This window comes from Methylomonas sp. MK1 (assembly GCF_000365425.1).
Lineage (GTDB): Bacteria > Pseudomonadota > Gammaproteobacteria > Methylococcales > Methylomonadaceae > Methylomonas.
The window spans coordinates 3,426,313-3,451,190 of record NZ_AQOV01000001.1 but is presented as its reverse complement, the minus strand read 5'-3'; the positions used below and the strand labels follow the sequence as shown (position 1 = coordinate 3,451,190).

Annotated in this window: 20 protein-coding genes; 9 read left to right on the top strand and 11 right to left on the bottom strand. The window is 54.5% G+C overall.

The window, feature by feature from the left end; translation table 11 throughout:
* Positions 1-73 precede the first annotated feature (73 nt).
* Entirely contained in the window at positions 74-4,117 is a 4,044-nt protein-coding gene (locus G006_RS0116370) for a hypothetical protein (RefSeq protein ID WP_020484300.1), read from the top strand.
* Positions 4,118-4,265: 148 nt separating this feature from the next.
* Here G006_RS0116370 and G006_RS25710 read toward each other — a convergent pair whose 3' ends face one another.
* The 4 genes from G006_RS25710 to G006_RS0116350 all read right to left on the bottom strand — a co-directional run bounded on the left by G006_RS25710 (position 4,266) and on the right by G006_RS0116350 (position 8,528).
* On the bottom strand, positions 4,266-6,311 hold the full coding sequence (locus G006_RS25710; RefSeq protein WP_081607945.1) for a serine/threonine protein kinase: 2,046 nt from the start codon (positions 6,309-6,311) through the stop codon (positions 4,266-4,268).
* Complete coding sequence (locus G006_RS0116360) at positions 6,280-6,570, bottom strand: SelT/SelW/SelH family protein (protein WP_020484298.1); 291 nt, start codon at positions 6,568-6,570, stop codon at positions 6,280-6,282. Before G006_RS0116360 ends, G006_RS25710 begins: the two co-directional genes overlap by 32 nt.
* A gap of 3 nt (positions 6,571-6,573) precedes the next feature.
* Positions 6,574-7,944, bottom strand: a complete 1,371-nt coding sequence (gene mpl, locus G006_RS0116355) for a UDP-N-acetylmuramate:L-alanyl-gamma-D-glutamyl-meso-diaminopimelate ligase (RefSeq protein ID WP_033193940.1) — start codon at positions 7,942-7,944, stop codon at positions 6,574-6,576.
* A 62-nt stretch (positions 7,945-8,006) separates the two neighbouring features.
* On the bottom strand, positions 8,007-8,528 hold the full coding sequence (locus tag G006_RS0116350) for an ankyrin repeat domain-containing protein (RefSeq protein ID WP_020484296.1): 522 nt from the start codon (positions 8,526-8,528) through the stop codon (positions 8,007-8,009).
* Between the two features lie 71 nt (positions 8,529-8,599).
* On the opposite strand from G006_RS0116350, the gene apaG reads away from it, so the two are divergent.
* The 3 genes from apaG (at position 8,600) to G006_RS0116335 (ending at position 10,206) form a co-directional block, all read left to right on the top strand.
* Positions 8,600-8,977 carry a Co2+/Mg2+ efflux protein ApaG gene (apaG, locus tag G006_RS0116345; protein ID WP_020484295.1) on the top strand — a complete coding sequence of 126 codons (378 nt, stop codon included), beginning with the start codon at positions 8,600-8,602 and terminating at the stop codon, positions 8,975-8,977.
* Positions 8,977-9,810 (top strand): symmetrical bis(5'-nucleosyl)-tetraphosphatase, encoded by an 834-nt coding sequence (locus G006_RS0116340; RefSeq protein ID WP_020484294.1) that lies wholly within the window; start codon positions 8,977-8,979, stop codon positions 9,808-9,810. The genes apaG and G006_RS0116340 overlap by 1 nt, the downstream gene beginning before the upstream one ends.
* Before the next feature lie 75 nt (positions 9,811-9,885).
* Positions 9,886-10,206, top strand: a complete 321-nt coding sequence (locus G006_RS0116335; RefSeq protein ID WP_020484293.1) for a periplasmic heavy metal sensor — start codon at positions 9,886-9,888, stop codon at positions 10,204-10,206.
* A 59-nt stretch (positions 10,207-10,265) separates the two neighbouring features.
* Here the strand turns inward: G006_RS0116335 and speD are convergent, their stop codons facing one another.
* Positions 10,266-11,045, bottom strand: a complete 780-nt coding sequence (speD, locus tag G006_RS0116330; RefSeq protein WP_020484292.1) for an adenosylmethionine decarboxylase — start codon at positions 11,043-11,045, stop codon at positions 10,266-10,268.
* Positions 11,046-11,049: 4 nt separating this feature from the next.
* Entirely contained in the window at positions 11,050-11,469 is a 420-nt protein-coding gene (locus G006_RS0116325) for an OsmC family protein (protein ID WP_020484291.1), read from the bottom strand.
* 128 nt (positions 11,470-11,597) lie between these two features.
* On the opposite strand from G006_RS0116325, the gene crp reads away from it, so the two are divergent.
* Positions 11,598-12,251, top strand: coding sequence for a cAMP-activated global transcriptional regulator CRP (crp, locus tag G006_RS0116320; protein ID WP_020484290.1), 654 nt, complete (start codon positions 11,598-11,600; stop codon positions 12,249-12,251).
* Between the two features lie 19 nt (positions 12,252-12,270).
* Here the strand turns inward: crp and G006_RS0116315 are convergent, their stop codons facing one another.
* Positions 12,271-15,333: an efflux RND transporter permease subunit gene (locus tag G006_RS0116315; RefSeq protein ID WP_020484289.1), complete on the bottom strand. Its 3,063-nt coding sequence runs from the start codon at positions 15,331-15,333 to the stop codon at positions 12,271-12,273.
* Positions 15,333-16,391 carry an efflux RND transporter periplasmic adaptor subunit gene (locus G006_RS0116310; RefSeq protein WP_200860439.1) on the bottom strand — a complete coding sequence of 353 codons (1,059 nt, stop codon included), beginning with the start codon at positions 16,389-16,391 and terminating at the stop codon, positions 15,333-15,335. The genes G006_RS0116315 and G006_RS0116310 overlap by 1 nt, the downstream gene beginning before the upstream one ends.
* Before the next feature lie 247 nt (positions 16,392-16,638).
* On the opposite strand from G006_RS0116310, the gene G006_RS0116305 reads away from it, so the two are divergent.
* Complete coding sequence (locus tag G006_RS0116305) at positions 16,639-17,334, top strand: TetR/AcrR family transcriptional regulator (RefSeq protein ID WP_020484287.1); 696 nt, start codon at positions 16,639-16,641, stop codon at positions 17,332-17,334.
* On the opposite strand, the gene G006_RS0116300 is transcribed toward G006_RS0116305, so the two are convergent.
* Positions 17,335-18,120 carry a dienelactone hydrolase family protein gene (locus tag G006_RS0116300; RefSeq protein ID WP_020484286.1) on the bottom strand — a complete coding sequence of 262 codons (786 nt, stop codon included), beginning with the start codon at positions 18,118-18,120 and terminating at the stop codon, positions 17,335-17,337.
* A 157-nt stretch (positions 18,121-18,277) separates the two neighbouring features.
* Between G006_RS0116300 and G006_RS0116295 the strand changes: the two genes are divergently transcribed.
* Together G006_RS0116295 and G006_RS27170 are read left to right on the top strand one after the other, a co-directional pair.
* The gene (locus tag G006_RS0116295; protein WP_020484285.1) at positions 18,278-19,477 is read left to right on the top strand and encodes an MFS transporter; all 1,200 of its coding nucleotides are present in this window, start codon (positions 18,278-18,280) and stop codon (positions 19,475-19,477) included.
* A 143-nt stretch (positions 19,478-19,620) separates the two neighbouring features.
* Positions 19,621-21,861 (top strand): PAS domain S-box protein, encoded by a 2,241-nt coding sequence (locus tag G006_RS27170; RefSeq protein WP_020484284.1) that lies wholly within the window; start codon positions 19,621-19,623, stop codon positions 21,859-21,861.
* On the opposite strand, the gene G006_RS0116285 is transcribed toward G006_RS27170, so the two are convergent.
* Positions 21,858-22,799 (bottom strand): peptidoglycan DD-metalloendopeptidase family protein, encoded by a 942-nt coding sequence (locus tag G006_RS0116285; protein WP_020484283.1) that lies wholly within the window; start codon positions 22,797-22,799, stop codon positions 21,858-21,860. The genes G006_RS27170 and G006_RS0116285 overlap by 4 nt on opposite strands.
* A gap of 12 nt (positions 22,800-22,811) precedes the next feature.
* Positions 22,812-23,156: an outer membrane protein assembly factor BamE domain-containing protein gene (gene bamE, locus G006_RS0116280; protein ID WP_020484282.1), complete on the bottom strand. Its 345-nt coding sequence runs from the start codon at positions 23,154-23,156 to the stop codon at positions 22,812-22,814.
* Positions 23,157-23,266: 110 nt separating this feature from the next.
* Here bamE and G006_RS0116275 point away from each other — a divergent pair, with 110 nt between their 5' ends.
* Positions 23,267-24,871 carry a protein adenylyltransferase SelO gene (locus G006_RS0116275; protein ID WP_020484281.1) on the top strand — a complete coding sequence of 535 codons (1,605 nt, stop codon included), beginning with the start codon at positions 23,267-23,269 and terminating at the stop codon, positions 24,869-24,871.
* The last annotated feature ends 7 nt before the right edge of the window (positions 24,872-24,878 follow it).

Sequence of the window (24,878 nt, the reverse complement as noted above, 5' to 3'; positions counted from 1 at the left end):
CCTGGGTGCAGAGGGAGAGAGTTTTCTATGATGTTTATAAGTCCCTTATATGGGATTACGGCTGGAGGATAATATGGGACGCATCGTTTTTGTGCTGTGGCTATTGATTGGGCAGGCGTCGTTGCAGACGGCAAGGGCGCTGGACATGCAAGATGTTCCGGAACCGCTAAAGCCCTGGGTCAACTGGGTGTTGGCGGATGAATCCCAGTACCGTTGCCCGTTTTTCTTCGACGATTTTCAACAAAAACGCTGCTCCTGGCCGGGTGCGCTACACCTGAATTTACAAGCCAAGCATGGCAGCTTCGTTGCCGATTGGACCGTGTACCGCAAGGATTGGATTATCTTGCCGGGCGACACGCAACATTGGCCGCAAGCCGTCACCGTCAACAAACAAACTCAGCCGGTCGTGGAAAAAGACGGTAAGCCTGCCCTGCAATTGTCGGCAGGTCGCTACCAGATTAGCGGCGAATTTTTCTGGGAAAATTTACCGGAACAATTAGCCTTGCCCGAGGCCAGCGGCTTGATTCAGCTCAGCGTCGAAGATAAGCCGGTTGCTTATCCGCCCATCAAACAAGGTGCGTTGTGGCTGCATACCGCGAACGCCGACACAGCCGACCGCGAGCTGGATAGGCTAGACCTGCAAGTATTCCGGCAGGTGCTGGACGAGGTGCCGCTGCAAGTCATCACGCGTCTGGATTTGGAAGTATCCGGCAAGGCGCGGGAGATAGAGTTTCCTTATGCCTTGTTGCCTAACTTTATCCCGGTGACCCTGAATAGCCCATTGCCCGCTCGTCTGGACGGTAACGGGCGACTATTGGTGCAAGTGCGGCCGGGGCGCTGGAGTATCGATATTCATGGCCGTCACCCGCAAACCCTGACGCAACTGGATTTGGCCGTAGCAGACCAGAACTGGCCGGCGGAAGAGTTGTGGGCGTTCCAGTCCGTGCCGGCCTTGCGCTTGGTGGAGATCGAGAATTTGACCGCGATAGACGGTAGCCAAACTAATCTGCCCGCCGAATGGCAGCAGCTACCCACTTATCAACTCAAGCAGGGCGAGAGCATGGCGTTTAAAGTGGTTCGTCGAGGCGATCCGGAGCCCGAGCCGAATCAACTCAAACTTAATCGCACGCTGTGGCTGGATTTCGAAGGCGGCGGCTATACCGTCAGCGATAAAATTACCGGTACGATGAGCCGCGAGTGGCGTTTAAATGCGCTGCCCGAACTGGGTCTGGGCCAGGTGCAACTGGACGGTCAGAGCCAATTAATTACCCGACTGGCGGATGGCAGCGAAGGTGTCGAAGTCCGGCGCGGCGCCATCCAACTCAATGCCGACAGCCGAATCGAGGCCGATTTGGGTTCGCTCAATGCCAGCGGCTGGCAGCAGCGCTTTCAACAGGTACAGGCCGAACTCAACATTCCGCCCGGCTGGCGCTTGCTGGCGGTCAGTGGCGTGGATAATGTGCCGAATAGCTGGTTGAACCGCTGGACTTTGCTGGACTTGTTCCTGGTCCTGATCGCCGGATTGGCGGTGGGGCGCATCTGGTCGCCGCGATGGGGCGCATTTGCCTTGTTGAGTTTGACGCTGATTTGGCATGAGGCGGACGCGCCGCGTCTGATCTGGTTGAACGTGCTGGCGGTACTGGCGCTGTTACGGGTATTGCCGGCGGGTGGTTTCGCGCAATGGCTGAGATGGTATCGCAACGCCAGTTGGCTGGCGCTGCTGATGCTGACCATTCCGTTCATGATAGAGCAGGTTCGCATCGGTATTTACCCGCAGCTGGAACTGCCGGGGCAGTCCATTCAGCGCCTGCATTCGGCGGTGGCTGCCGCTGCACCGATGGCGTTGCAGGTAGAACAGATGGCGGATTCGGCGATGGCGCCGGAGCCGGAAATAAGGGAACTTGCCAAAACGGAGCCCGAGTATTCAGCTAAATCCAAGATGTCGAGTTCTTACGGCGGCAGCGCTGCCAGTTTGCAACGCATCGATCCGGAAGCCAATCTGCAAACCGGTCCCGGTCTGCCACACTGGGGTTGGCAGAAGGTGGATTTGAGCTGGAACGGCGCGGTCGATAGTGGGCAACAAATCGGACTCTGGTATTTGTCGCCGTTTACGATGATGTTGCTGCACTTTGCCCAAGCCATGCTGGTGGCGGTTTTGGTTTTGAAAATGCTCGGTGCCATCGCCAGCAACTGGCGCTTGGCTTTGCCGAATTTGACCTGTCTGTTGCTGTTGCCGCTGCTGATGGCGCCCAGCGAAAAGGCCTATGCCGATCTGCCTGACGCGCCAATGCTCGAGCAATTGAAAACCCGCTTGCTGCAAGCACCGCAATGTCTGCCCAACTGCGCGCAGATAGCCGACATGCAATTATCGGTTAAGCCGGAATTGCTGCGCATCGAGCTGCAATTGCACGCACAACAGGATCTGGCGATACCGCTACCGGCTCAGCTTGAGCAATGGTTTCCAGAGCAGGTTACTGTCGATGGCAGTGAGGCGCAAGCCTTGATCAGACAGGACGACGGCAGCTTGTGGTTGATGGTGACGCAAGGCGTGCACAAGGTGGTGATACAAGGCCGTTATGCCGCGCAGGATAAATTCAGTTTACCGTTACCATTGCCGCCGCAACGTGCCAGCGTCAATGCCGACGGTTGGCGGGTGGACGGTTTTTATGAAGACGGCAAGGTGGGTCCGCAACTGGAGTTCAGCCGCTTGCAACTCGATAGCGGGCCCAAAAATAAGCTACAACAAACCGCGTTGCCGGCGTTTGTACGGGTGGAAAGAACGCTGCATTTGGGCTTGGATTGGCGCGTAACCACCCGAGTCGAGCAATTGGCCGGCGCGCTCAGTCCGGTGTTATTGGAGCTACCGTTGTTGCCCGGTGAAGCCGTCACCAGTCCGCAAGTGCGGGTCAAGGACGGGAAAGTATTAGTCAACATGGCGGCCGGCCAGGCGACTATGGAATGGGAGTCCGCATTGGCTAAAACCGAGCAACTGGCATTGCAGGCCGCCGATACGCCGCAATGGCACGAGGTTTGGCGCGCCGATGTTAGCCCTATCTGGCATTTGCAGGCCGACGGCATCGCGGTGGTGCATCATCAGGATGGACTGGGACAATGGCTACCGGAATGGCGGCCCTGGCCGGGCGAGCGGGTCAATCTGACTATCAGCCGTCCGCAAGCGGTGGCCGGGGCGACCTTGACTATCGATAGCAGCGAATTGGCGGTCAAACCCGGGCAACGCAGCGAAACGGTGGAATTGACCTTGAGTATTCGCACCTCCAAAGGCGGACAACACCCCGTGAAACTGCCGGAGCAGGCGGAATTGCAAAGCGTGACGATAGACGGCGTGAGTCAGCCGATTCGTCAGCAAGGCGCTGTGGTGAGTTTGCCGATACATCCCGGCACTCAGCAAATTGTGTTGAATTGGCAGACAGCGCAAGAACCCGGTTTGCTGTTACGCACGCCGCTGGTTGATCTCGGCGTTGCCAGCGTGAACAGCCGCATTCAATTGCTAATGCCGCAAGAGCGTTGGTTGTTGTGGACCTTTGGGCCGAAGTTCGGGCCGGCCGCGTTGATCTGGGGCTTATTGATAGTGTTGGCCTTATTGGCGCTGGGCTTGGGTAAGCTAAGTATCACGCCGCTAAAGCATTGGCAGTGGTTTTTGTTGCTGATCGGCTTGAGCCAGCTGCATATTGCCGCGGCATTTTTGGTGGTGGGCTGGTTGTTTGCTCTGGGTTTCCGCGCCGAGCATGCGCCGGAACGGCCGCGCTGGTTCAATCTGGCGCAAATCTGTTTGGCCGGTTTGACGCTGCTGTCCTTGTTGCTGATAGCAATAGCGGTCGAGCAAGGTTTGTTGGGTAATCCAGATATGCAAATTGCCGGGAATCAATCCTCGGCGACCTTGCTGAATTGGTATCAGGATCGCAATGGTCCGCAGTTGGCCATTGCCACGGTAGTCAGCCTGCCTTTACTGGCCTACCGGATTCTGATGCTGGCTTGGTCGTTGTGGATGGCCGCAGCCTTGTTGAATTGGCTGCGCTGGGGTTGGAACTGTTTTGCCGGCGGCGGGCTTTGGAAAAAATCACCGGTCCAAGCTAGCTTGCCGAAATCAGACGCTTGACATAGCAAATACCCCCGGCACAGCCGGGGGTTTATCACGTGTAATAACCTTCAAGGTTCTCTCTGACCTAATCCCCGAACACGTCAACTAAATGCTTTCGCAACACCTTCTACAAGCTCCGGGGGCGGCGCTTTGCAAAACAGACGCGTCACCAAGCCTCCAAAACCACCACTTTCCACCCCCGATTCTCCGCCGGACGCAAGCTTACCCACGCCGCGATCTGCCGCGAAGGCTCGGATTGACCGGCTGATTGGCTTTGGTAATAGCCCACTCCGGCATCTTGATCGGCGATTTGAGCAGCGAGCTGCCGAAGTTCCGGTATTTGATTGAAGCGCTCCTCACGGAACAAATTAAGGCCAATCTCCTGAGGAGAGGTATCGTAAAGCAGCAGGCCATCATCCTGCACGACCCACACTATGCGTTTTTTGGTGTGATTATCCTCGACTAGCAGACCACCGAGAAAATCGACAGGTTTGATGCGCATGGAAATAAATCCCGGGATGGTTTTACCCTGCTTGATTGGCACCACCATAGTGACGGCGGGGAAGCCTTCCGGGGCTTGATAAATTCTGCTCAGAATCGGCACGCCCCGTTCCAAAGTCATCCGGTTGTGCTCAAGTTGCGAGGTATCGGCACCCAGCGCTTGTCGATATTTGGCCGGAACCACAGCAACAATAGTGCCTGGCGCGCGCGTCGTGGCAAAACTTTCGCTACGCGGATAACGTTGCCGCAAGCTATCCAGTAAGCCGCTGGATGCGGCTAAATCCGCATTAGTACGCAGGGACTCGGCTGCTTGCTGCATACCCATGCGCATCTCGTTTAGGTTACCCAAGATGCTGTCCGCGATTTGGTTAGCGGCCGTGAGGTTCTGGTTGGAAATGCGGGTGACATCGGCCAGCGCACGCTCGACCTGTTGTTTCTCCTGCTTGACGATTTCTCCCTCGGCGACAGCCAAGTTTCGGGCTTTGTGCGCCTCTACCCCAAACTTGAATGCCAGCCCGGCGCCGATCAAAATCGCCAGTAATACCGCCAGACTAGCCGCCAACACGACCTTGTTGCGGTCGATGAAGCGGCGCACCAGCTCGCCGCGTGAATAGGCATAGGCGCTCACCAAACGACCGTCGCGATAGGCGCACAATTCGTCGGCTAGGCTTGCCGCATTGGGAAAGCGTAACGATTTGTCCTTGGCCAAGGCTTTATCGCAAATGGCGATTAATTCGGACGGCGCAGGTAATTTGGGATCGCGAGCCGATGGCATGGGTGCCAGCGAGCTAAGCTGTGCCAATATCTCATCGGCGCTGCCGCGCAGCGGCGGATGGCCGGCCAATAGATAATAGAGAATGCACCCAAGCGCGAACACATCTGAACGCGTATCCACGATGCCGAAATCGGGATTGGCTTGTTCCGGCGCCATATAGGCGGGGGTGCCGAGAATGTCGCCCATCCGGGTCAGATCCCCATCGTCGGCAGCCTGAGTGGATGCAGCATGCAGCAGCGGCGCCAGATCGGCTTCGTTTTCGACCTTGGCCAAACCCCAGTCCAGGACGATGGTTTCGCCGAACGGGCCCAGGACGATATTGCCGGGCTTGAGGTCTCGATGAATCACGCCTTTTGAGTGAGCATAAGCCACGGCTTCGCAAACGTCGATCAGTCTGTCCAGCAAACTCAAGCGCCGCGCCAGAGCATGCTCGGCTAACACTTCGGCATTGCAGGCTTTTAGTGCCTTGGCCAGCGTATCGCCGCGTACCAAGCGCATCACGTAATAGGGCGCGCCGCTTTGTTTCTTGCCCAGATCGTAAACCGGCACAATCCCCGGATGTTCCAGGCGGCCTGTGATGCGGGCCTCGCGTAGAAAACGCGCGTTTAATTCAGCATCTTGATTCGCGGCTTGATCCAGCAATTCCTTGATCGCCACTTCGCGGCCGATACGTTCATCAAAACCCAGCAACACTTGACCGCCGCCGCCCACCCCCACGGCGCCGCGCAAAGAATAATCGTCGTTGAATTTACCGTCCAATGCCGGATTGTCGGCCAATATCTGCGGATAGGGGCGCGGTTTGATCCGGGTCAGATCGTCGTCTTTTGATTTGATGATGGTGGCGTCGTCTTCCGGGAGCATGATCTCGACAGCCTTGGCCCTGTTTAATGTCTGCGCAGCGGGATCAAGACTGCGGCGCGGGCTTGCGATCGGCATGCCCCAGGTCGCGCTCCGGGGCGATTTGGTCGCGGACCAATTGCTTTAACTCGTTAATTTCCGGGAACCGGCCTTGCTGTTTGCGGGACCAGACTAATTCGCCGTTGGCGCGCACTTCGAAAATGCCGCCGGTGTCCGGCTGCAACACCAACTCGTCCATTTCCTGTTCGAACGTGCTCAACAATTCCTGAGCCATCCAGGCCGCGCGCAGCAACCAGCGGCATTGGGTGCAGTAGCGGATTTCGACGCGGTTGCTCATGGCTTACAACTCGTCTCGCAGACGTTTGTAAATGCCGCCGAAACTGCCGTTACTCATCAATAACACGTGGCAGACGCCACCAGCCTGGGCTTTGATGGTGGCGATGATGGTTTCCAGACTGTTGCAAATCTCAATGTTGTTAGCGTATTTCAGTAGCTGGCTCAAATCCCAGCCCAGATTGTCGGGCTGATAAACGATGGCTTGGTCGGCCTGACCCAAGGATTCTGCCAAGGATTGAGTATGCACGCCCAGCCTCATGGTGTTGGAGCGCGGCTCGACGATGGCCAGAATTTTTTCGCTCCCAACTTGTTGACGTAAACCGTCCAGAGTGGTCTTTATCGCGGTCGGGTGGTGCGCGAAGTCGTCGTAGACCGTGACGCCGCTTTTTTTGACGATGACTTCCATCCGCCGTTTCACGCTTTGAAATTGCTGCAAAGCCGCTATCGCGTCTTTTGCCAGAATGCCGATATGCCGAGCAGCGGCGATGGCCGATAAGGCGTTATAGACACTGTGGCGGCCGGTTAAGGTCCAATCAACCGTGCCTTGCTCTTCACCGGCAAAACTGACGCTAAAACGGCTGCCGTCGGCTTTTAACAAGTGCGCTTGCCAATCGCCCTCACCGTCGATCGCAGTTTTCACAACTGGCGTCCAGCAGCCTGTTTCCAGCACTTCGGTAACATGTTGTTCGCAAGCCGGCGCGATGATCAGACCTTGGCTGGGAATGGTGCGCACCAGATGGTGGAATTGTTTTTTGATCGCGTCCAGGTTTTCAAAGATGTCGGCGTGATCGTATTCCAGGTTGTTCAAGATCGCCGTTCTGGGCCGGTAATGCACGAATTTCGAACGTTTGTCGAAAAAGGCGCAATCGTATTCGTCGGCTTCTATGACGAAAAAATCAGACTCACCCAAGCGCGCGGAAATGCCGAAATTCAGCGGAATGCCGCCGATCAGAAAGCCCGGTTTGAAACCGTTGTATTCCAGCACCCAAGCCAACATGCTGCTGGTAGTGGTCTTGCCGTGGGTACCTGCCACTGCCAGCACCCATTTGTGCTGCAACACGTGCTCGGCAAGCCATTGCGGGCCGGAGATATACGGTAAGCCTAAGTTCAATACAGCTTCCACTTCCGGATTACCGCGCGACATGGCATTACCCACCACCACCAAATCGGGTTTGCAATCCAGGTTTTCGGCTTTATAGCCGTTCATCAAGCGGATGCCTTGTTCTTCGAGTTGCGTGCTCATCGGCGGATAGACGTTCTGGTCCGAGCCGCTGACGGTGTAGCCCAATTCGCGAGCGATTAACGCTAGGCCACCCATGAAGGTGCCGCAAATGCCGAGGATGTGAATGTGTAGTGGCTTTTGTGAGTCTGTCATTCTGATAATTTTAACGGGGTTTGAATAGATGCAAATGCGGAAACGCGGTTTGACGTGCTACATCATTTTTTAGGTTCTTCCGGCGGTTTTTCTTCTGCGGGCTTGGGCTCGCCTTCGATTTTTTCTTCTACCTTGGCTTCCGAGCCCTTGGCGCCGGCCGCTTCCAACAGTTTTACGATGTTTTCACGTCCAAGCTTTTTAGCCTTATCGAGTATTTTCACACTCTGGCTATCGGCGGCATTGACGTTGGCGCCGGCGGCGATTAACACGCCAACAATGTCGGCACTGCCGAACATTACCGCATCCGTTAGCGCAGTGGAGCCCAGTTTATCCGCCAGATTAACGTCAGCGCCATAAGCCAGCAGCGCCTTGACAATCCGCAAATTGCCGTTAAAACTGGCCGCCATAAGCGCTGTGCGCTCCGTTTCCAACTTACCATTGACGTCCAGCCCTTGCGCCAACAGGGCCTCGACCCGCTCCAGCCTGCCGGTGGCTGCGGCGGCAAATAAATCCTTATTGTCTTCGGCAAGCGCCTGCACGGACCAGGCGATTAGCCCGGCACTTAGAAATCTGCGGATATTCATCGGATTGCTTGCTTGCGTTTGGGTATGAGTTGGGTTGAAATAAGGCAAATACTGATTTACATCATCTATCAATGAGCGAAAAAAACAAAGTTTTAGTTGAAGCCCAACCTTACTATATCGAGGCCCAATCGTCCCCCGAACAGAACCGCTATGTGTTTGCCTATACCATTACCATCACCAACGTTGGTTCCACCCCGGCCAAATTGCTGACGCGGCACTGGTTGATCACCGATGCCAACGGCAAGGTACAGGAAGTAAACGGCGACGGCGTGGTAGGAGAAAACCCGCACCTCAGCCCCGGCGACTCGTTCCGCTATACCAGTGCGGCGATGATAGAAACTCCGGTCGGTGTGATGCAGGGCAAATATCAAATGCAGTCGGACGCCGGCGAAAATTTTAACGCAGCCATTCCCAAATTCACTTTATCGATACCCAGAACCCTGCACTAATGGCGATTTATGCAATTGGTGACATTCAGGGCTGCTACGACGAGTTCCGCCGCTTACTGGACCATATAAGCTTCGATCCGAATCAGGATCAACTGTGGCTGGCCGGCGACTTGGTCAACCGCGGCCCTAAATCGCTAGAGACGCTAAGATTTGTGAAGGGTTTGGGCTCGGCGGCCGTTACCGTGCTCGGCAATCACGATCTGCATTTGATTGCGACCGTGGTGTCGCTAGGCAAGGCCGGTAAAAAAGACACGCTGGGCGACATTTTAAGAGCCGAGGATTGTGAAGAGCTTATAGACTGGCTGCGCCATCAAAAACTGTTTCATCACAATGATGAATTTTGCATGTTGCACGCTGGCCTGCCGCCGCAGTGGGATTTTGCAACCACGCTGCGCATGGCGCGTGAAACCGAACAGGCCATGCAAAGCCCGGATCACGAACGGTTTTTCCGCTCCATGTACGGTAACAAACCCGTGGTCTGGCGCGACGATTTGCTGAAAACCGAAAAGCTGCGCTTTGCCATCAATTGTTTCAGCCGGCTGCGCTATTGCACCGTAGACGGCGTCATGGATTTTGGGCCGAAAGGCGCGCCCGGCAGCCAGCCCGATCATTTACTACCCTGGTTTGAAGTGCCGGGCCGCAAAAGTATCGATATGCGCATCATCTTCGGTCATTGGTCGACGCTGGGCTATTTCGACGGCTATAACTGTTATTCGATAGACACCGGCTGTTTGTGGGGCGGACAATTAACGGCACTAGAGCTGTCCGAGCCACCCAGACGTTTCAGCATCGACTGCGCGGCCTCACATAATCCCAAGGCTTTTTCAGAGTAGTGAACTTTTGCCGGCGTTCCGGCATCAATTTGCTCGCACATCAAGCACCACACCAACTTAACTCGAGAGTAGCCCATGCGAAAAAACCTGTTCCTCGCCATCTTCCTGGCCTTGCCGTTAACCGCCTTCGCCTATCCAAGCGAAAACGACTACGGCCAGCCGGTAGACCACAAACTAGAACATTTGAACAAACTGCTGCAACTCAGCCCTGAGCAAAAAACCAAACTGGAAGCGATTTTTAAAGAGCAGCACGAAAAATTCCGCGCCATCCACGAAGAGTCGCACAGCCGGATGAAAGAGGTGTTAAGCCCGGAACAAATGCAGAAAATGGACGACTTGCGCAAGCAACACCAGGAACAGATGCGCGAGCAAGCTCCTCGTAAGCCGGCCCCATAAACAAAACAGCCTCAGCAGTAGCTGTTACTGCTGAGGCTGTTGCTTGAGCTAGCGTTTTTTTAAGAGAAATTCCGGCCGTAAAAAATCTCGGCCATTTCTTCCTGTAGCATGCCTTGGATTTCTTCCTGCTCTTCGTCGCTGAAATTACTTTCCTTCTCGAACAAGTAATTTTCCAGTTCGGTTTCTTTCAACATCATCTTGGTGTGGAAGATGTTTTCCTGATACACGTTAACGTCGATCATCTGGTACAGCTCTTTAGTGCTTTCCGCGATGTAATTCTGGATGGAATTAATTTTATGATCGATGTAATGCTTTTGCCCGGATACGTCGCGGGTAAAACCCCGTACCCGGTAGTCCATGATCACGATGTCGGACTCGAAGCTGTGAATCAGATAATTCAAGGCTTTCAGCGGTGAAATTTGCCCACAAGTCGACACGTCGATGTCCGCTCGAAACGTACAAATATCGGTATCCGGATGACTTTCCGGATAGGTATGCACAGTGATGTGGCTTTTATCCAAATGCGCCAGGATCGTGTCGGGCAAGGGGCCTGGCGACTCGGAGTTCATGCCGGCGGGAATCACAGCCCCTTCCGAAATCAACATGGTGACGCTGGCACCTTGCGGGTCGTAATCCTGATGAGCGATGTTCAGAATTTGCGCGCCGATGATATTGGCCACGTCTTTTAAAATCTGCGTCAAACGCTTGGCGTTATAGGCTTCGTCGATGTATTCGATGTAGGCTTTTTCTTGCTCTTTCGGCGCATAGCAAACGTCGTAAATATTAAAACTCAACGATTTGGTCAGGTTATTAAACCCGTGTAACTGTAATTTGCTCAACCGATCAACCCTCTATAACTTCAAAATCATGACTTATTTCCACACCCGCTTTACCCAACATGATGGAAGCCGAGCAATATTTTTCGGCAGATAATTTCACCGCCCGTTCCACTGCCGCAACCGGTAGATTTTTACCGGTTATCTTAAAATGCAAATGAATTTTACTGAATACGGCCGGCACGCTGTCCACCCGCTCCGCAGTCAATTCGGCAATGCAATGCACAATCTCGTGGCGGCCTTTTTGCAGAATATCCACGACGTCGAACGACGAACAGCCACCCACGCCCAACAACAGCATTTCCATGGGGCGCACCCCGAGATTGCGGCCGCCGTGATCCGGCGGTCCATCCATCACCACCGTGTGCCCGCTGCCGGACTCGCCGACGAACAATCTACCGTCGACCCATTTAATCGTTGCCTGCATGACATATCCCAACCAAAATCAAAATTGTCGGGAATTTTACAACGAACCCGTCAAATGTCTTGATTTTTTTGTAAAACTACTGCACCTTGATAGGGTAACCAATCTAGTTCACAGAATTATTACAAATTATGAGCTTCGTTAAACAAAACAAGATTTCACCATCTGCCCTGGACGCCTTTTTACGCTTCTGCCATGTTAGGAGCTATCCAGCCAAAATCACCATCGTTCGCCCTGGCGATGTCGGCGACAAACTATTGTTTGTGGTCGATGGCTCGGTCAGCGTCAGCGTAGAAGACGAGGAAGGCCGCGAATTGATTTTGGCGTATTTGAACAAGCACGATTTCGTCGGCGAGATCGGGGTGTTCAAAAACGCCGAAACTCGTAGCGTACTGGTGAAAACCCGCACCAAATGCCAAATGGCGGAAATTGGTTATGAACGCTTCAAATTGCTGCTAAACGCCGAACTGCGCGATCAGGCCGTGGAGATTCTGACCGTACTCGGTGAACAACTCTCGACCCGTTTGTTGATCACCAGCCGCAAATACCGCGACCTGGCATTTATGGACGTGGAAGGCCGCATCGCCCGCACGCTGTTGGATCTAGCCAAGGAGCCGGATGCGATTACCCATCCGGACGGCATGCAGTTGCATATCACTCGTCAGGAAATCGGCCGCATCGTCGGTTGTTCCCGGGAGATGGCTGGACGCGTATTGAAAGAGCTGGAAGACAAGGGCTTAATCACCGCACACGGTAAAACCATCGTGGTATTCGGCACGCGTTAACGCCGAGTGAAGGGCGAAATCATTCGCCCTTTGAGACACTACCGAAAAACTGTTTTACCAGACTTTGCCGAGCACCATCGACATAGGTAAACACCACCGGCACCACCAGCAGACTTAACAGAGTAGAGCTGATCAAGCCGCCGATCACCGCCACCGCCATCGGCTGACGAAAGCTCGCATCTGCTCCCCAACCCAACGCAATCGGCAACATGCCGGCAATCATTGCCACCGTGGTCATGACAATCGGCCGGGCGCGTTTATGACAGGCATCCAATAAAGCCTCGTGCCGACTTAGGCCGTGTTCACGCATCGCCAGCAAAGCATATTCCACCAACAAGATCGAGTTTTTGGTGACGATGCCCATCAACATGATCAAGCCTATCATCGACGGAATATTCAACTCGCCGCCGGTCAGCAATAAGGCGATAAACGCGCCACCCATCGACAAGGGTATCGCCGACAGGATGGTCAGGGGTTGAAAGAAATCCTTGAATAGCAGCACCAACACGCAAAACACGCACAATAAGCCGGTCAGCATCGCCATACCAAAACTGCTAACCAGTTCTGCCATAATTTCCGCATCGCCGGTACGAATCAATTTAACGCTGGACGGCATATTCGTCACTGCCGGCAAAGTCTTGGCGGCGGCCAGCGCCTCACCCAGGGACATACCCCCCAATTCCGCGTTGACGGTGACATAACGCCGCCGGTCGTACCTGTCCACCTGCGCTGAGCCGCTAGCCAGCGACAACTCAGCCACACTGGATAGCGGCACCAGCTTATCCCCGGCCCTAACCCTTAGATTGGCCAGCACCTGTAAATCCTGCCGCGCGGTATCGGCTATCCTTACCCGAATCGCGAGTTGGCGGTTATCCAGATTCAGCTTGGCCAGTTGGGCATCGAAATCGCCGCTGGTGGCAATGCGCACCGTTTCACCGATCAGTTCGGCCGTCACGCCTAGTTCGGCAGCGCGCTGCCAGTCCGGCCGAATCGCAATCTCCGGCCGTTCCAGGCTCGCGGTGGAGCTGATGCTGCTTAAGGTACCCACGGTACGCAAATCGCGCTCCAATGCCTGCGCACTGGCTTTTAAAGCCGCCGCATTATCGCTGGACAGTATCAAAGACATTTTCTCGCCAGGGCCACCAATGCCAATGGAAAAGCGGGCGCCGGGCACTTCGCGCAATACCGTTCGCACCGCCTGTTCAATCTGCGATTGATGCGGCCGCTGCCCGCGCTCGCTCAAGGTTAAGGTCAGCGCCCCCTTGCGTTGTTCGCCCGGCCTGGTCACGCCGCCACCGACTATTTGACTACTGCCGACCGCGGTAAAAATGTGCTCGACACCTGCCAGCGCTTGCAGAACAGTTCTCGCCGCTTCGGCAATTCGATCGGCATCGTTTATCGAACTGCCCGGCGGCAACTCGAGTTGCACCGTGGTATAGCCGCGATCAGCGGGTGGTACGAAACCGGCCGGGATCAAGGGCAGCAATAAGCCAGCACCGATAAAAAACAGCGTAGAGAGCAGCATCGTGGCCTGGCGATGACGCAATGTCCACTGCACGGCACTCAGATAAATGGGCATCAATCTACCATCGATGCTGGCCGGATGATGAGCTTCGGTGAGTAAATACGCTGCCAACATCGGCGTCAGCAAGCGCGCCACCAGCAAGGACGCCAGCACCGCCACCACGGCCGTCCAACCGAACTGCCGGAAAAACAATCCCGATACCCCGCTCATCAGCGCGGTAGGCATAAACACCACCACCAGCGTCAAGGTGGTGGCGATGACCGCCAGCGCGATTTCATCAACCGCCTCGGCGGCAGCCTGACGGATGCTTTTACCCATCCGCACGTGCCGGGCGATGTTTTCGATTTCCACGATCGCATCGTCCACCAAGATCCCGACCACGATAGCCAAAGCCAGCATGGTCAGCATATTCAAGGAAAACCCCAGCCAATGCATCACCGCAAAGGTGGGCAGAATCGACAAAGGCAGGGCCGAAGCCGACACCAAAGTCGCCCGCCAATCGCGCAAGAACCACCATACCACCAGCACCGCCAACAGCGCCCCTTCGTAGAGCATCATCATCGAGCCTTCATACTGCTCTTGCGAATACGCTACCGAACCGGAAATCAGGGTAAAACTCAGGGACGGATCGGCTTCCCGCATCCGCGCCAAGGCCTGTTCCACATCATTAGCGATGCGGGTTTCGTCAAACCCCTTGGCCCTGTAGATGTTGAAACCGATCAACGGCTTGCCGTCCAAGGCTGCCAATTGCGTACGCTCGGCAACGGTGTCGCGAACGGTGGCGATTTGATCCAATCGCACCTCGCGGCCACCGGCAATTGCCACGGGCAAAGCCGCCAATTCGTCGGCCTGCCGCACCGTGGCCAGCGTGCGCACGGATTGCTCCGCCAAACCCAAATTACCCCGACCGCCGGAAGATTCCTGCTGTACCTGTTTCAAGGCTCGGGAGACATCAGTCGCGGTAACCCCCAGCGACGCCAGCCTCACCGGGTCGACTTCCAATTGTATTTCCCGCTGCACACCGCCCAAGCGTTCGAAGCGACCTACGCCGGCCACGCCCAACATGACCTTGCTGACATTATCGTCCACCCGCCAGGACAAGGCTTCCTCGTCCAGCTTGGTCGAGGCAATCGCATAGGTCAAAATCGGCGCACCGCCCACTGTCACCGCACTGATACTGGGTTGCAGCACGCTGCTCGGCAAATCCGAGCGCACCCGGTCCACCGCGTCCTTGGTTTCTATCAAGGCATCGGAAAGCTTTTTTTCCAGGATAAATTCGACATTAATTTGCACCAAGCCATCGGTAATCGAGGTGCGGATATGTTTCAAACCGGACAATGTGGCAATCGAATCCTCGACTTTGCGCGCCACTTCGGTTTCCAGCTGTGCAGGCGCCGCGCCCGGTTGACTAAGCTTAACGATAACGCTGGGTAAATCCAGATCCGGCAAGCTCTGTATGGATAGCTGTTGTAAACCGCGCAGTCCGGCCAGTGACAGCAAGATAAACAGTAAAATCGATGGAATGGGGTTGCGAATCGACCAAGAGGCAAAACTCATCAATCCACCCTCGCCGGCGCGATGTGCACGAGATCGCCATCGTTGAGAAAACCGGCGCCCTCTACCACCACCCGATCCGTTTCGTTCAAGCCTTGGACAATTTCGATTTCCACGCCCTGCCGCCGGCCGGTAGCGACTGACTGTAAGCTAACCGGCGAGGTATCGGCATCGCTGTGCAGCTTCAGCACATAACTGCGTCCGTCGCGGATAACCACGCCGGCGGCCGGCACCACTAGTGCCGGACGTTGATTTAATTCGATTCGGCCATTGGCATACATCCCGGCCCGCGCCTGGCTGCCTGGCAGGATATCGGCGTACATAACGCCCAGACGCGACTGCTCGTCCATGGCCGGCGCCAGTTGCCGCACCTTGGCTTGGGCAACGCTGCCGTCCGGCAAAATGAGTTGAATCGATTGCCCTGTCTGGATTTGCGCGATTTGCCCGGCAGTCAATTCACCGCGCCATTCCAAACGATTTTGCCGAATTAACCGAAACAATTCCTGCCCGCTGCCGGCCACTGCGCCCAGGGTTGCCATTCGCGCGCTAATCGCGCCGTCGTCCGGCGCCCGCACCTCGGCATAGCTTAGTTGCAACTGCTTAGCTGCCAACTGGGCCTTGATGGCATCGACCTGAATTCGAGAGGTTTCCGCTTCGGTTTCGTAACGCAACACCTCCTGTTGACTGAGCGTTGCAGCATTTTTTAGTTTCAGCACGCGTTGTTTGTTGGTTTCGGCTTGCGCGGCGGTGGCCCGTGCCTGTGCCAGATTGGCCTGCAATTGCGCCAGATCGGCGCGCAGCATATCAGCATCGAAGCGGGCCAGTAGTTGACCGCGTTTTACCTGATCGCCGACATTGACATTGACTTCGATTAACCGTAATCCGGTCTGCTGCGCACCGATGACAGCCTCTTGCCAGGCCGCAATCGCGCCGGAAGCCTCTATGGTTGTCGGCCATTGCCGCCATTGCGGCATTGCCCGCGTCACCGTTAGCGCCGGCACTGCTTTCCCCGGAGCGGAAGCGCCTGGACTTTCCAGCCTTAACAACCAAACTATAAGCATCGCACAGCATGCCAGTACGGTAAAAATCCCGATAAGTAATGAGCCGCGTGCCATACCGCGCTGGGAATGAAGGGTATAAAAGCTAATAGAACGCGTTAGGTGTGTCATCATGACGAAAAATCTCGGCAAACATTACTCAGCTCCAAGTCTATACGACAATTTAAAACTGAACCATCGGGTTTAGAATAAGCCAAACAATGGCCTATCGCTCGAAACTCAGCCGACACGTTTGAATAAGGGAGGTTCCATGAGAAAGAAAAGTGGAGAACGTTGCCAAGCCATTCTGGATGCAGCAAAAATCATGTTTGAAAAAGTCGGTTTCGAACAAGCGACCATGGCAGAAATCGCCGCTACCGCCGGCCACTCCAAGGCCACGCTGTATAACTATTTCAGCTCCAAGGAACAGCTGTTCCTGGAATTGGCGCGGCGTTCCGCAGATCACCACAGTGAGCAATTATTTTCGTTGCTGATGCCGAACAACGGCAGTGCGCCTCTTGATACGCTGCCAGACCAGGTCAACCAGGTCCTGGCGCTATTGCAACCTTCCGACAACTTGACGGCAACTTTGCAACGTTTCGGCGAAGGTGTGATGAGTAATTTTCTGACCTTAAAAAGCTTGGCGGCCCGGCGCATGTTGATCGCCGCAGCCGCCAATCAGCCGGAAGCCGGCCGCCTGTTTTTCGAAAACGGCCCCGCCAAAGGCATGCAATTTACCGCGCAATTTTTCGAACAAGCAATGAATGCCGGCCAGTTGCGGCGTGCCGATCCTAATGTGGCGGCCGCGCATTTTCGCGGCCTACTGGAATCGGAAGTGTACGAATCGGGCTTGTTCAACGCCCGCCGGGAATTGAAAGCCAAAGAAGTTAAAGCGACAGTCGAACGTGCCGTCAGCGTGTTTATCAGAGCCTACGCGCCGACTGCCGGCGATTTGAATCAAGACTAGCTATTGCTTGAAAACTTCGCGAAACAGCTGCTGCATGGCTTCCCAGGATTGTTTATCCGCGTCGGCATTGTAAGCAATAGGTAAATTGTTGGCTTTGCCCAACCTGTCTGCATCGGGATTGCTGAAACCGTGGCGCACGCCGGGATAGTTGACAAAACGATAATCCACACCAGCTTGGGTCATTTCTTTTTCAAAAGCCGTAATGCTATCGGCACTGACGAATTCGTCGGCCGCGCCGTTCAACACCAATACCCGCGCCTTCACCTGCCCGGCCCGCGCCGGGGTTTGCGTTGCCAGATTGCCGTGAAAGCTCACCACCGCCGCCAGATCGGTACCCAGCCGCGCCATATTCAAGACTGTCGCGCCGCCGAAACAATAGCCTATAGCCGCAATCTTGCCCTTCTCGACACTGGCTTGTTTTTGCAAAAAGGCTAAAGCCGCCGTAAAACGCAGTTGCGAAACGCCGGCCCGCTCCACGACGCTGTTCACGAAGGTTGAGGCTTCGGCGGCATGCTCGCTGGATTTGCCGTCGCCGTACATATCGACCGCCAGCGCGGTATAGCCCAGTTCAGCCAACATCTTGGCGCGCTGCCGGGCATAGTCGTTCAAGCCCCACCATTCGTGAACCACCAACACGCCGGGCTGTTTTTCGCCCTTTGCATCGTCCCATACCAGATAGCCCTTCAGCGTGGTATCGCCGGCGGTATAACTGACGGTTTGTTCCTGCAATGCCGCTTGCAAACCGGAACTGAACAATAAAGCCAAAAAGAATAAGCCGCGCATCATGAAAACCTCCCGTTCAAAAAATGGCCTTACGTTTACATCGCTAACGGGCATTGTCAATCTCTCTGACCTTGCGACGATAAAATTCCACCTTTGCAGCGTGTTTTACAGCAAACTAGACGCACTGATTTCCTATAAACGAACGGCAAAATTAAATTCCATGACGCACTCCGGCGCAAAACCCATCTGGCGACAAATCCCCAAAAGCGTTTGGGCATTGGGCTTTGTGAGTATGTTGATGGATATTTCCTCGGAAATGATCCACAGCCTGCTGCCGATATTCATGCTCACCACTTTGCATGCCAGCAGCTTAAGTATCGGTTTGATCGAAGGCGCTGCGGAAGCGACCGCGCTGATCGTAAAGGTATTTTCCGGCGTGCTCAGCGATTATCTGGGCAAGCGCAAAAGCTTGGCTTTGATCGGCTATAGCCTGGGAGCCTTGACCAAGCCTTTGTTTGCGATTGCCGGCAGCAGCGGTATGGTCCTGACGGCGCGCTTGCTGGACCGGGTCGGCAAGGGCATACGCGGCGCCCCGCGCGACGCGCTGGTCGCCGACATTACCCCGCCGGAAATTCGCGGCGCGGCCTTTGGCCTACGGCAATCGCTGGACACGGTAGGGTCATTCCTCGGGCCATTGCTGGCCGTGGCGCTAATGCTGCTGTGGGCTAATGATTTTCGGGCGGTATTTTGGGTGGCGGTTATTCCTGGCCTGTTATCGGTCATGATGTTGCTGTTTGGCGTACGGGAACCCAAGCATATACAGCGTTCGCAACACGGTAATCCGATCAAACGCGCCAATCTGCAACGCTTGCATGCCGGCTATTGGCGGGTAGTGATTATCGGCGCGGTGTTCACGCTGGCGCGTTTCAGCGAGGCATTTTTGGTGCTGCGCGCACAACAAAGCGGTATTCCAATTGCGCTGTTACCCTTGGCAATGGTGGCGATGAATATCGTTTATTCGGCCACGGCCTACCCATTCGGCCGCCTGTCCGACAGCGTATCGCATCGCAAATTGCTGGGCTGGGGACTGGTCGTGCTAATCGCCGCCGACTTGGTGCTGGCTAGTAGCGCCGACTGGCGAATCGTGCTGGCCGGCGTGGGACTTTGGGGGGTACACATGGGCATGACCCAAGGCTTGCTGGCAAAAATGGTCGCCGATACTTCGCCGGCCGACCTGCGCGGCACCGCTTACGGGTTTTTCAATCTGGTCGGCGGTATCGCCATGTTGTTGGCTAGCGTCATGGCGGGTTTGCTGTGGGATAGCTACGGCGCCGAATTTACATTTTATGCCGGAGCCGGATTTTGCTTGATTGCCTTATTCATCCTCGTCACTCAGCGTAGAGGTAAAGCTGATCATTGACCGCCATTTGCATAGCCATAGACTAAAAAAAGGAAAAATTCCCGAAAAATTTTGCAACAAGCTTACAAGCATGTAAGCTTTAGCGTACAAATAATCTCGTAAATGGCCGAGCTTTTCAGCCGAATAAGTACCTAAAGCCTAGTTTGAAATACATCCTTCTCAGCCGTTTACAGCGTATCAATAAATACCAGCTTTGGCTGATTTCGGTGGTTCTGGCGACAGTGCTCACCGAATCGATTGTGGCGATGATGGATTTGCTGCTGAAAGGCGAAATCAGCTTCGATTATCTACTCACCGGCTTGGTCGCATCGCTGCTTGTCGCCTCGTTGATCTGCGCCATGATTATTGTCTTTTTAGATCAACTGAGCAGTTTGAACGACGATAATAGCCAGTTGAGTACTATCGTCACCGCACTGCCCATTCCGCTGGCACTATTCGACGACAAGCGCAATCTGCAAATGCTGAATCCGGAGTTTACCAAGGTCTTCGGCTACGAGCTCCGGGATATTCCTAACCTATCCGCATGGCGACTACAGGCCTTCCCCGATCCTGTTTACCGTGAAACGATCAGCGCGGAATGGCAAAAGCGCTTCGAAAATGACGACCTTGAATTTCAGCCCCTGGAAATCAAAATCCGCTGCAAAAACGGTCTGACCAAACACGTAATGGCCACCGCCACACGTATAGGTGGAGCCGATCATAAAATGCAGTTGGTGTTGCTCTACGATATTTCCAAACGCATCGCAGCAATGAACGCGCTCGCCGAGTCGCGTAGCCTGTTGCAGTCGGTGATCGAAACCATACCCACGCGGGTGTTTTGGAAAGATCCGCAATCGCGCTATCTCGGCTGTAACTCCCAGTTTGCTGGAGATTGCGGCTTGGCCAGGGCTGAAGACATTGTCGGCAAAGTCGATAGCCAATTGTCCTGGCGGGATCAGGCGGAAATCTACCGTGCCGATGACCGCCTCGTAATGCAATCCAATGTGCCTAAGCTGGCGTACGAAGAGCCGCAAACCACTCCCGATGGCCGGGAGATTCTGCTGCGAACCTCCAAAGCGCCACTGCGGAACAGTCTGGGTGAAGCCATCGGGGTATTGGGGGTATACGATGACATCACCGAACTAAAGAAGATCGAAAACGAGTTGTGGCTGACCAAAACCATGGTCGATAAAAGCAAGACCGCTTTCTTCTGTCTTGATCCCAGGGGCATGGTGACGTACGTCAATGATTACGCGTGTCTGTCCTTGGGCTATTCGCGGGACGAATTGGTGGGTATGAGCCCTTGGGAATTCGATCCGGACTTTCCGGCCAGTGCCTGGTCGAGCATTTGGGGGCGTTTGCGCGACTGCGAAATCGTCAGCCACGAAAGTCGGCATCGGCGTAAGGACGGCACGATTTTCCCTGTCGAGCTCACCTGCCACTACATCGCTCACAATGGCTTGGAACTGAGTTTTACCTTCGTGCAAAACATTAGCGAACGTAAACGCCTGGACACCGAACTGCGGATTGCCGCTACGGCTTTCGAATCGCAAGAGGGCATGATGATTACCGATGCCAATGCCGTGATTTTAAAGGTGAATAAATCGTTTACCGAAATTACCGGCTACTCCAGCGCAGAAGCCGTCGGTCAAAAAATGAATTTACTCAATTCCGGCATTCACAACGCGCTGTTTTTTGCAGAGATGTGGCAATCAATCGATAGCAAGGGCGTCTGGCAAGGCGAAATATGGAATCGGCGTAAGAACGGCAATATATTCCCGGAATGGCTCACCATCAGCGCCGTGAAAGGCGCGGATGACAAAATTACTCATTATGTCGGCACGATGATGGACATAACGGCACGTAAAGCCATAGAGCAACACATTCATCATCTGGCCCACTTTGACGCACTAACCGATCTGCCCAATCGCACCTTGCTGATCGACCGTCTACATCAGGCTATCGCTCAGGCCAGACGCGAGCACGGTTTGCTGGCCTTGCTCTATCTGGATCTGGACAAATTCAAGCCGGTCAACGACAGCTTCGGCCACGATGTCGGCGACTTATTGTTGAAGGAAGTGGCGAATCGCCTGGAAGCATGCGTAAAGCGCGAAACGGATACCGTGTCGCGCTTGGGTGGCGACGAGTTTGTGATTTTGCTCAGTCAATTAGACAGACAATCGGCGGCCGGATTGGTAGCGGAAAACATCTTGGCTAGTTTGAATCAGCCATTTGTGATTCAACAACACACCCTGGATATCTCTTCCAGCGTAGGTATTGCCGTTTATCCGGGTGACGGCTTGGAAGCACATACCCTGTTGAAAAACGCCGATAATGCCATGTATCAAGCCAAATGCGCCGGTCGCGGATGTTTCCGGTTTTTTAGGTCCGCAGCAGAAGGCTAATTGCCGTTTACCTGCAAAGGCCCATATAGCCACAGACCAAGCCTTGGCTCCACTGCCAGCCCCTCCGCATCGGCGAATTGAAACGGTACCGAAATCAGCTCCATACCGTGATTAATCTGCACCGCAAAATGCAAATGCGGCCCGGTCGTCAAGCCGGTATTGCCGGAGTAACCGATCAACTGTCCGGTGGCCACCCGCATTCCTGGCGAGACTTGAGCCTTTTCCAACGCCAGATGCGCATAAACGGCCATGGAGCCGTCCTCATGCAAGATCCTGATGCTGTTGGCCTTAGCGGCAAAAGCCTGGCTGGTACCATTGCCGGTGTAATCGTTTTCCACTTCTAATACGATACCGCCGCGAGCCGCGTAAATCGGCGTATCAACCGGCATCATAATGTCTACCGCATAGCGGTTTTGTGAATCGTGATGACTGTATGGTCCATTAAAAGCTTGGGTAATTTGAAACTGCGCGCCGGCGGGCAAGGGTGGCTTATAAAGCGTTTGGCTCACATAGCCCGGTAACGGCCGGCCAACCACATAACTGTATTGCAGATTGACACTATAAAATCCGGCGCTTTCGTTGGGAATAAGCGAAAACAAGCTGCCGGACTGTCCGGATTCAACGACAAAGCGGCGCGGCAAATCCGGATTGGCGCGGACATTTTCCCGCTCTCGCCAATCGACTGCCAACTCTATAGGCCCCGGATAGGCGTTCAGCGCAAAAAAACTCGGCTGCAAGTCATCCGCGGTTTTTTCCAGCCAAACGCGTCTAGGATTGGCGGCTTTTAGTTGTCTGACTTCTACCGGCTGATTAGATGCCGGGGCCTGATCGGTAAAATACCAGTTACCCTGGGCATCCTGATATTTATAAAGCTTTTTCGCTACGCCGCTACCGGACGCCAATAACAGCGAAACCGCTAAAATGCCGCGGGCAAGCACCGGCCACCACGATTATTTGCGGGTAGAACTAAAGGTGTAAGACCGCACTACACCTTGCGCGTCGAAGCGAATCAACAAATCCTGTGAATCGTTACCGCCGAACAAGGCATATTTGTAGATCCCATAAGTCCAGGTAGGCTTACCATCTTCCATGCCGGTGCGCCAAGGCGTGCCGAACATTTCGGTAATATCTTGCTTACGGGTTTGGCCGACCTTGATTTCCGGCACTCTGACGGGGGAAAACTCTTGGCCGACAGTAAAGCAACCGGTCAATTGCGTAGTCGCAAGGCTGGCGACTAATAGAAGTGAACTAAAGCCAAAAGCGCGTGGTCCGCGTTTTGCAAGAAAATTCTTCATTTGTATTCCCTAATTGAAAAGTTGATTGGTATAAACTAGCTGTTAGTGGCTTATCTTAGCCGGTTCCAGCCGCGATTCGAAAATTTTTTAGCCACCGATAAGATGTCATCATGCCTACCGAAAACCACAATTCAGCCCTCGATAATCTGAACTTCGACAATCGTTTTATCCGCGAGTTGCCTGGTGATCCCGAACCGGACAATTTTCGGCGCCAAGTTTATGCAGCTTGCTATTCCAGGGCCAATCCGACACCGGCGCAGCAACCCAGGTTAGTTACTTATTCCAGGGAAGTCGCGGAAGATTTGGGCTTATCCGCCGAGATTTGCGAATCGGAAGATTTTTGCCAAGTATTTGCCGGCAGCCGATTGGCAAAAGGCATGGAAGCTTATGCGATGTGCTATGGCGGCCATCAATTCGGCCACTGGGCCGGTCAGCTCGGCGATGGCCGGGCTATCAACTTGGGCGAGGTCGTTAATCAGCATAACCAACGTTATACCTTACAACTAAAAGGCGCGGGCGTTACACCATATTCCCGCAGCGCCGACGGCTTGGCGGTTCTGCGTTCTTCAATACGCGAGTTTTTGTGCAGCGAAGCCATGCATCATCTCGGTGTGCCGACCACCCGCGCCTTGAGTGTAATCCTGACCGGTAAGCAAGTCGTGCGCGACATGTTTTACGACGGTAATCCGCAAATGGAACCCGGCGCGGTGGTGTGCAGGGTGGCACAGTCGTTTACCCGATTCGGCAGTTTTCAAATATTCACCGCGCGCGATGACATCGATTCGCTGAAAAAACTGGTGGATTACACCATTCGCACCGATTTTCCGGAGCTGGGTGAGCCATCGATTCCCGTCTACCTGGAATGGTTTAAACAAGTGTGCCGCAAGACGGCCGAAATGATCGTGCACTGGCAGCGGGTCGGTTTCGTGCACGGGGTGATGAACACCGACAATATGTCGATACTGGGCTTGACCATCGATTATGGTCCTTACGGCTGGCTGGAAAATTACGATCCGGACTGGACCCCCAACACCACTGATGCGCAAGGCCGCCGCTACCGGTTCGGTAATCAGGCGAAAATTGCGTATTGGAATTTGGTACAACTCGCCAACGCTTTGTACCCCTTGATTATGCGTGCCGAAAGTTTGCAGCAAGCCTTATTGGCCTACACCGAAACCTTCGACGCCGGCTGGCAGGCGATGATGGCCGCCAAATTGGGTCTAACAACGTTCGAACCCAGCGAAGACGATGGCTTGGTTAACGAACTAACGCAGCTAATGCAAGCCGCTGAAACCGATATGACCTTGTTTTATCGGCAGCTGGCCGATGTCGATGTAAGCGCGGAATCCAATTCGCCGGCGCAATTTTTAGCACTATTGCAACGCACCAGCTACGAACCGTTGACCGACGACATCATGGAGCAAGCCACCCGCTGGTTCGCCATTTATCGCCTGCGCAGTCAGCGCGACGCTAGACTACCGCTGGAGCGCAGTTCAGCAATGAATGCGGTCAATCCGAAATACGTATTGCGTAATTACCTGGCGCAATTGGCTATTGACCAGGCGGAACAAGGCGATTTTTCTTTAGTCCGGGAATTGCTCGAAGTGCTTCGACGCCCTTACTCCGAACAAACGGATAAACAGAGTTTTGCCGCCAAACGGCCCGACTGGGCCAAGCAGCGCGCTGGCTGTTCCATGTTGTCGTGCAGTTCCTAACGACTCG

Coding starts and splice junctions, on each gene's coding strand:
- G006_RS0116310 (WP_200860439.1), bottom strand. CDS start 16,391: ATGCTTATAGTTTGGTTGTTAAGGCTGGAAAGTCCAGGCGCTTCCGCT.
- G006_RS0116325 (WP_020484291.1), bottom strand. CDS start 11,469: ATGCAGGCAACGATTAAATGGGTCGACGGTAGATTGTTCGTCGGCGAG.
- crp (WP_020484290.1), top strand. CDS start 11,598: ATGAGCTTCGTTAAACAAAACAAGATTTCACCATCTGCCCTGGACGCC.
- G006_RS0116370 (WP_020484300.1), top strand. CDS start 74: ATGGGACGCATCGTTTTTGTGCTGTGGCTATTGATTGGGCAGGCGTCG.
- G006_RS0116305 (WP_020484287.1), top strand. CDS start 16,639: ATGAGAAAGAAAAGTGGAGAACGTTGCCAAGCCATTCTGGATGCAGCA.
- G006_RS0116340 (WP_020484294.1), top strand. CDS start 8,977: ATGGCGATTTATGCAATTGGTGACATTCAGGGCTGCTACGACGAGTTC.
- mpl (WP_033193940.1), bottom strand. CDS start 7,944: ATGACAGACTCACAAAAGCCACTACACATTCACATCCTCGGCATTTGC.
- bamE (WP_020484282.1), bottom strand. CDS start 23,156: ATGAAGAATTTTCTTGCAAAACGCGGACCACGCGCTTTTGGCTTTAGT.
- G006_RS0116350 (WP_020484296.1), bottom strand. CDS start 8,528: ATGAATATCCGCAGATTTCTAAGTGCCGGGCTAATCGCCTGGTCCGTG.
- G006_RS0116300 (WP_020484286.1), bottom strand. CDS start 18,120: ATGATGCGCGGCTTATTCTTTTTGGCTTTATTGTTCAGTTCCGGTTTG.
- G006_RS0116295 (WP_020484285.1), top strand. CDS start 18,278: ATGACGCACTCCGGCGCAAAACCCATCTGGCGACAAATCCCCAAAAGC.
- G006_RS0116275 (WP_020484281.1), top strand. CDS start 23,267: ATGCCTACCGAAAACCACAATTCAGCCCTCGATAATCTGAACTTCGAC.
- G006_RS0116315 (WP_020484289.1), bottom strand. CDS start 15,333: ATGAGTTTTGCCTCTTGGTCGATTCGCAACCCCATTCCATCGATTTTA.
- G006_RS0116335 (WP_020484293.1), top strand. CDS start 9,886: ATGCGAAAAAACCTGTTCCTCGCCATCTTCCTGGCCTTGCCGTTAACC.
- apaG (WP_020484295.1), top strand. CDS start 8,600: ATGAGCGAAAAAAACAAAGTTTTAGTTGAAGCCCAACCTTACTATATC.
- G006_RS0116360 (WP_020484298.1), bottom strand. CDS start 6,570: ATGAGCAACCGCGTCGAAATCCGCTACTGCACCCAATGCCGCTGGTTG.
- G006_RS25710 (WP_081607945.1), bottom strand. CDS start 6,311: ATGCCGATCGCAAGCCCGCGCCGCAGTCTTGATCCCGCTGCGCAGACA.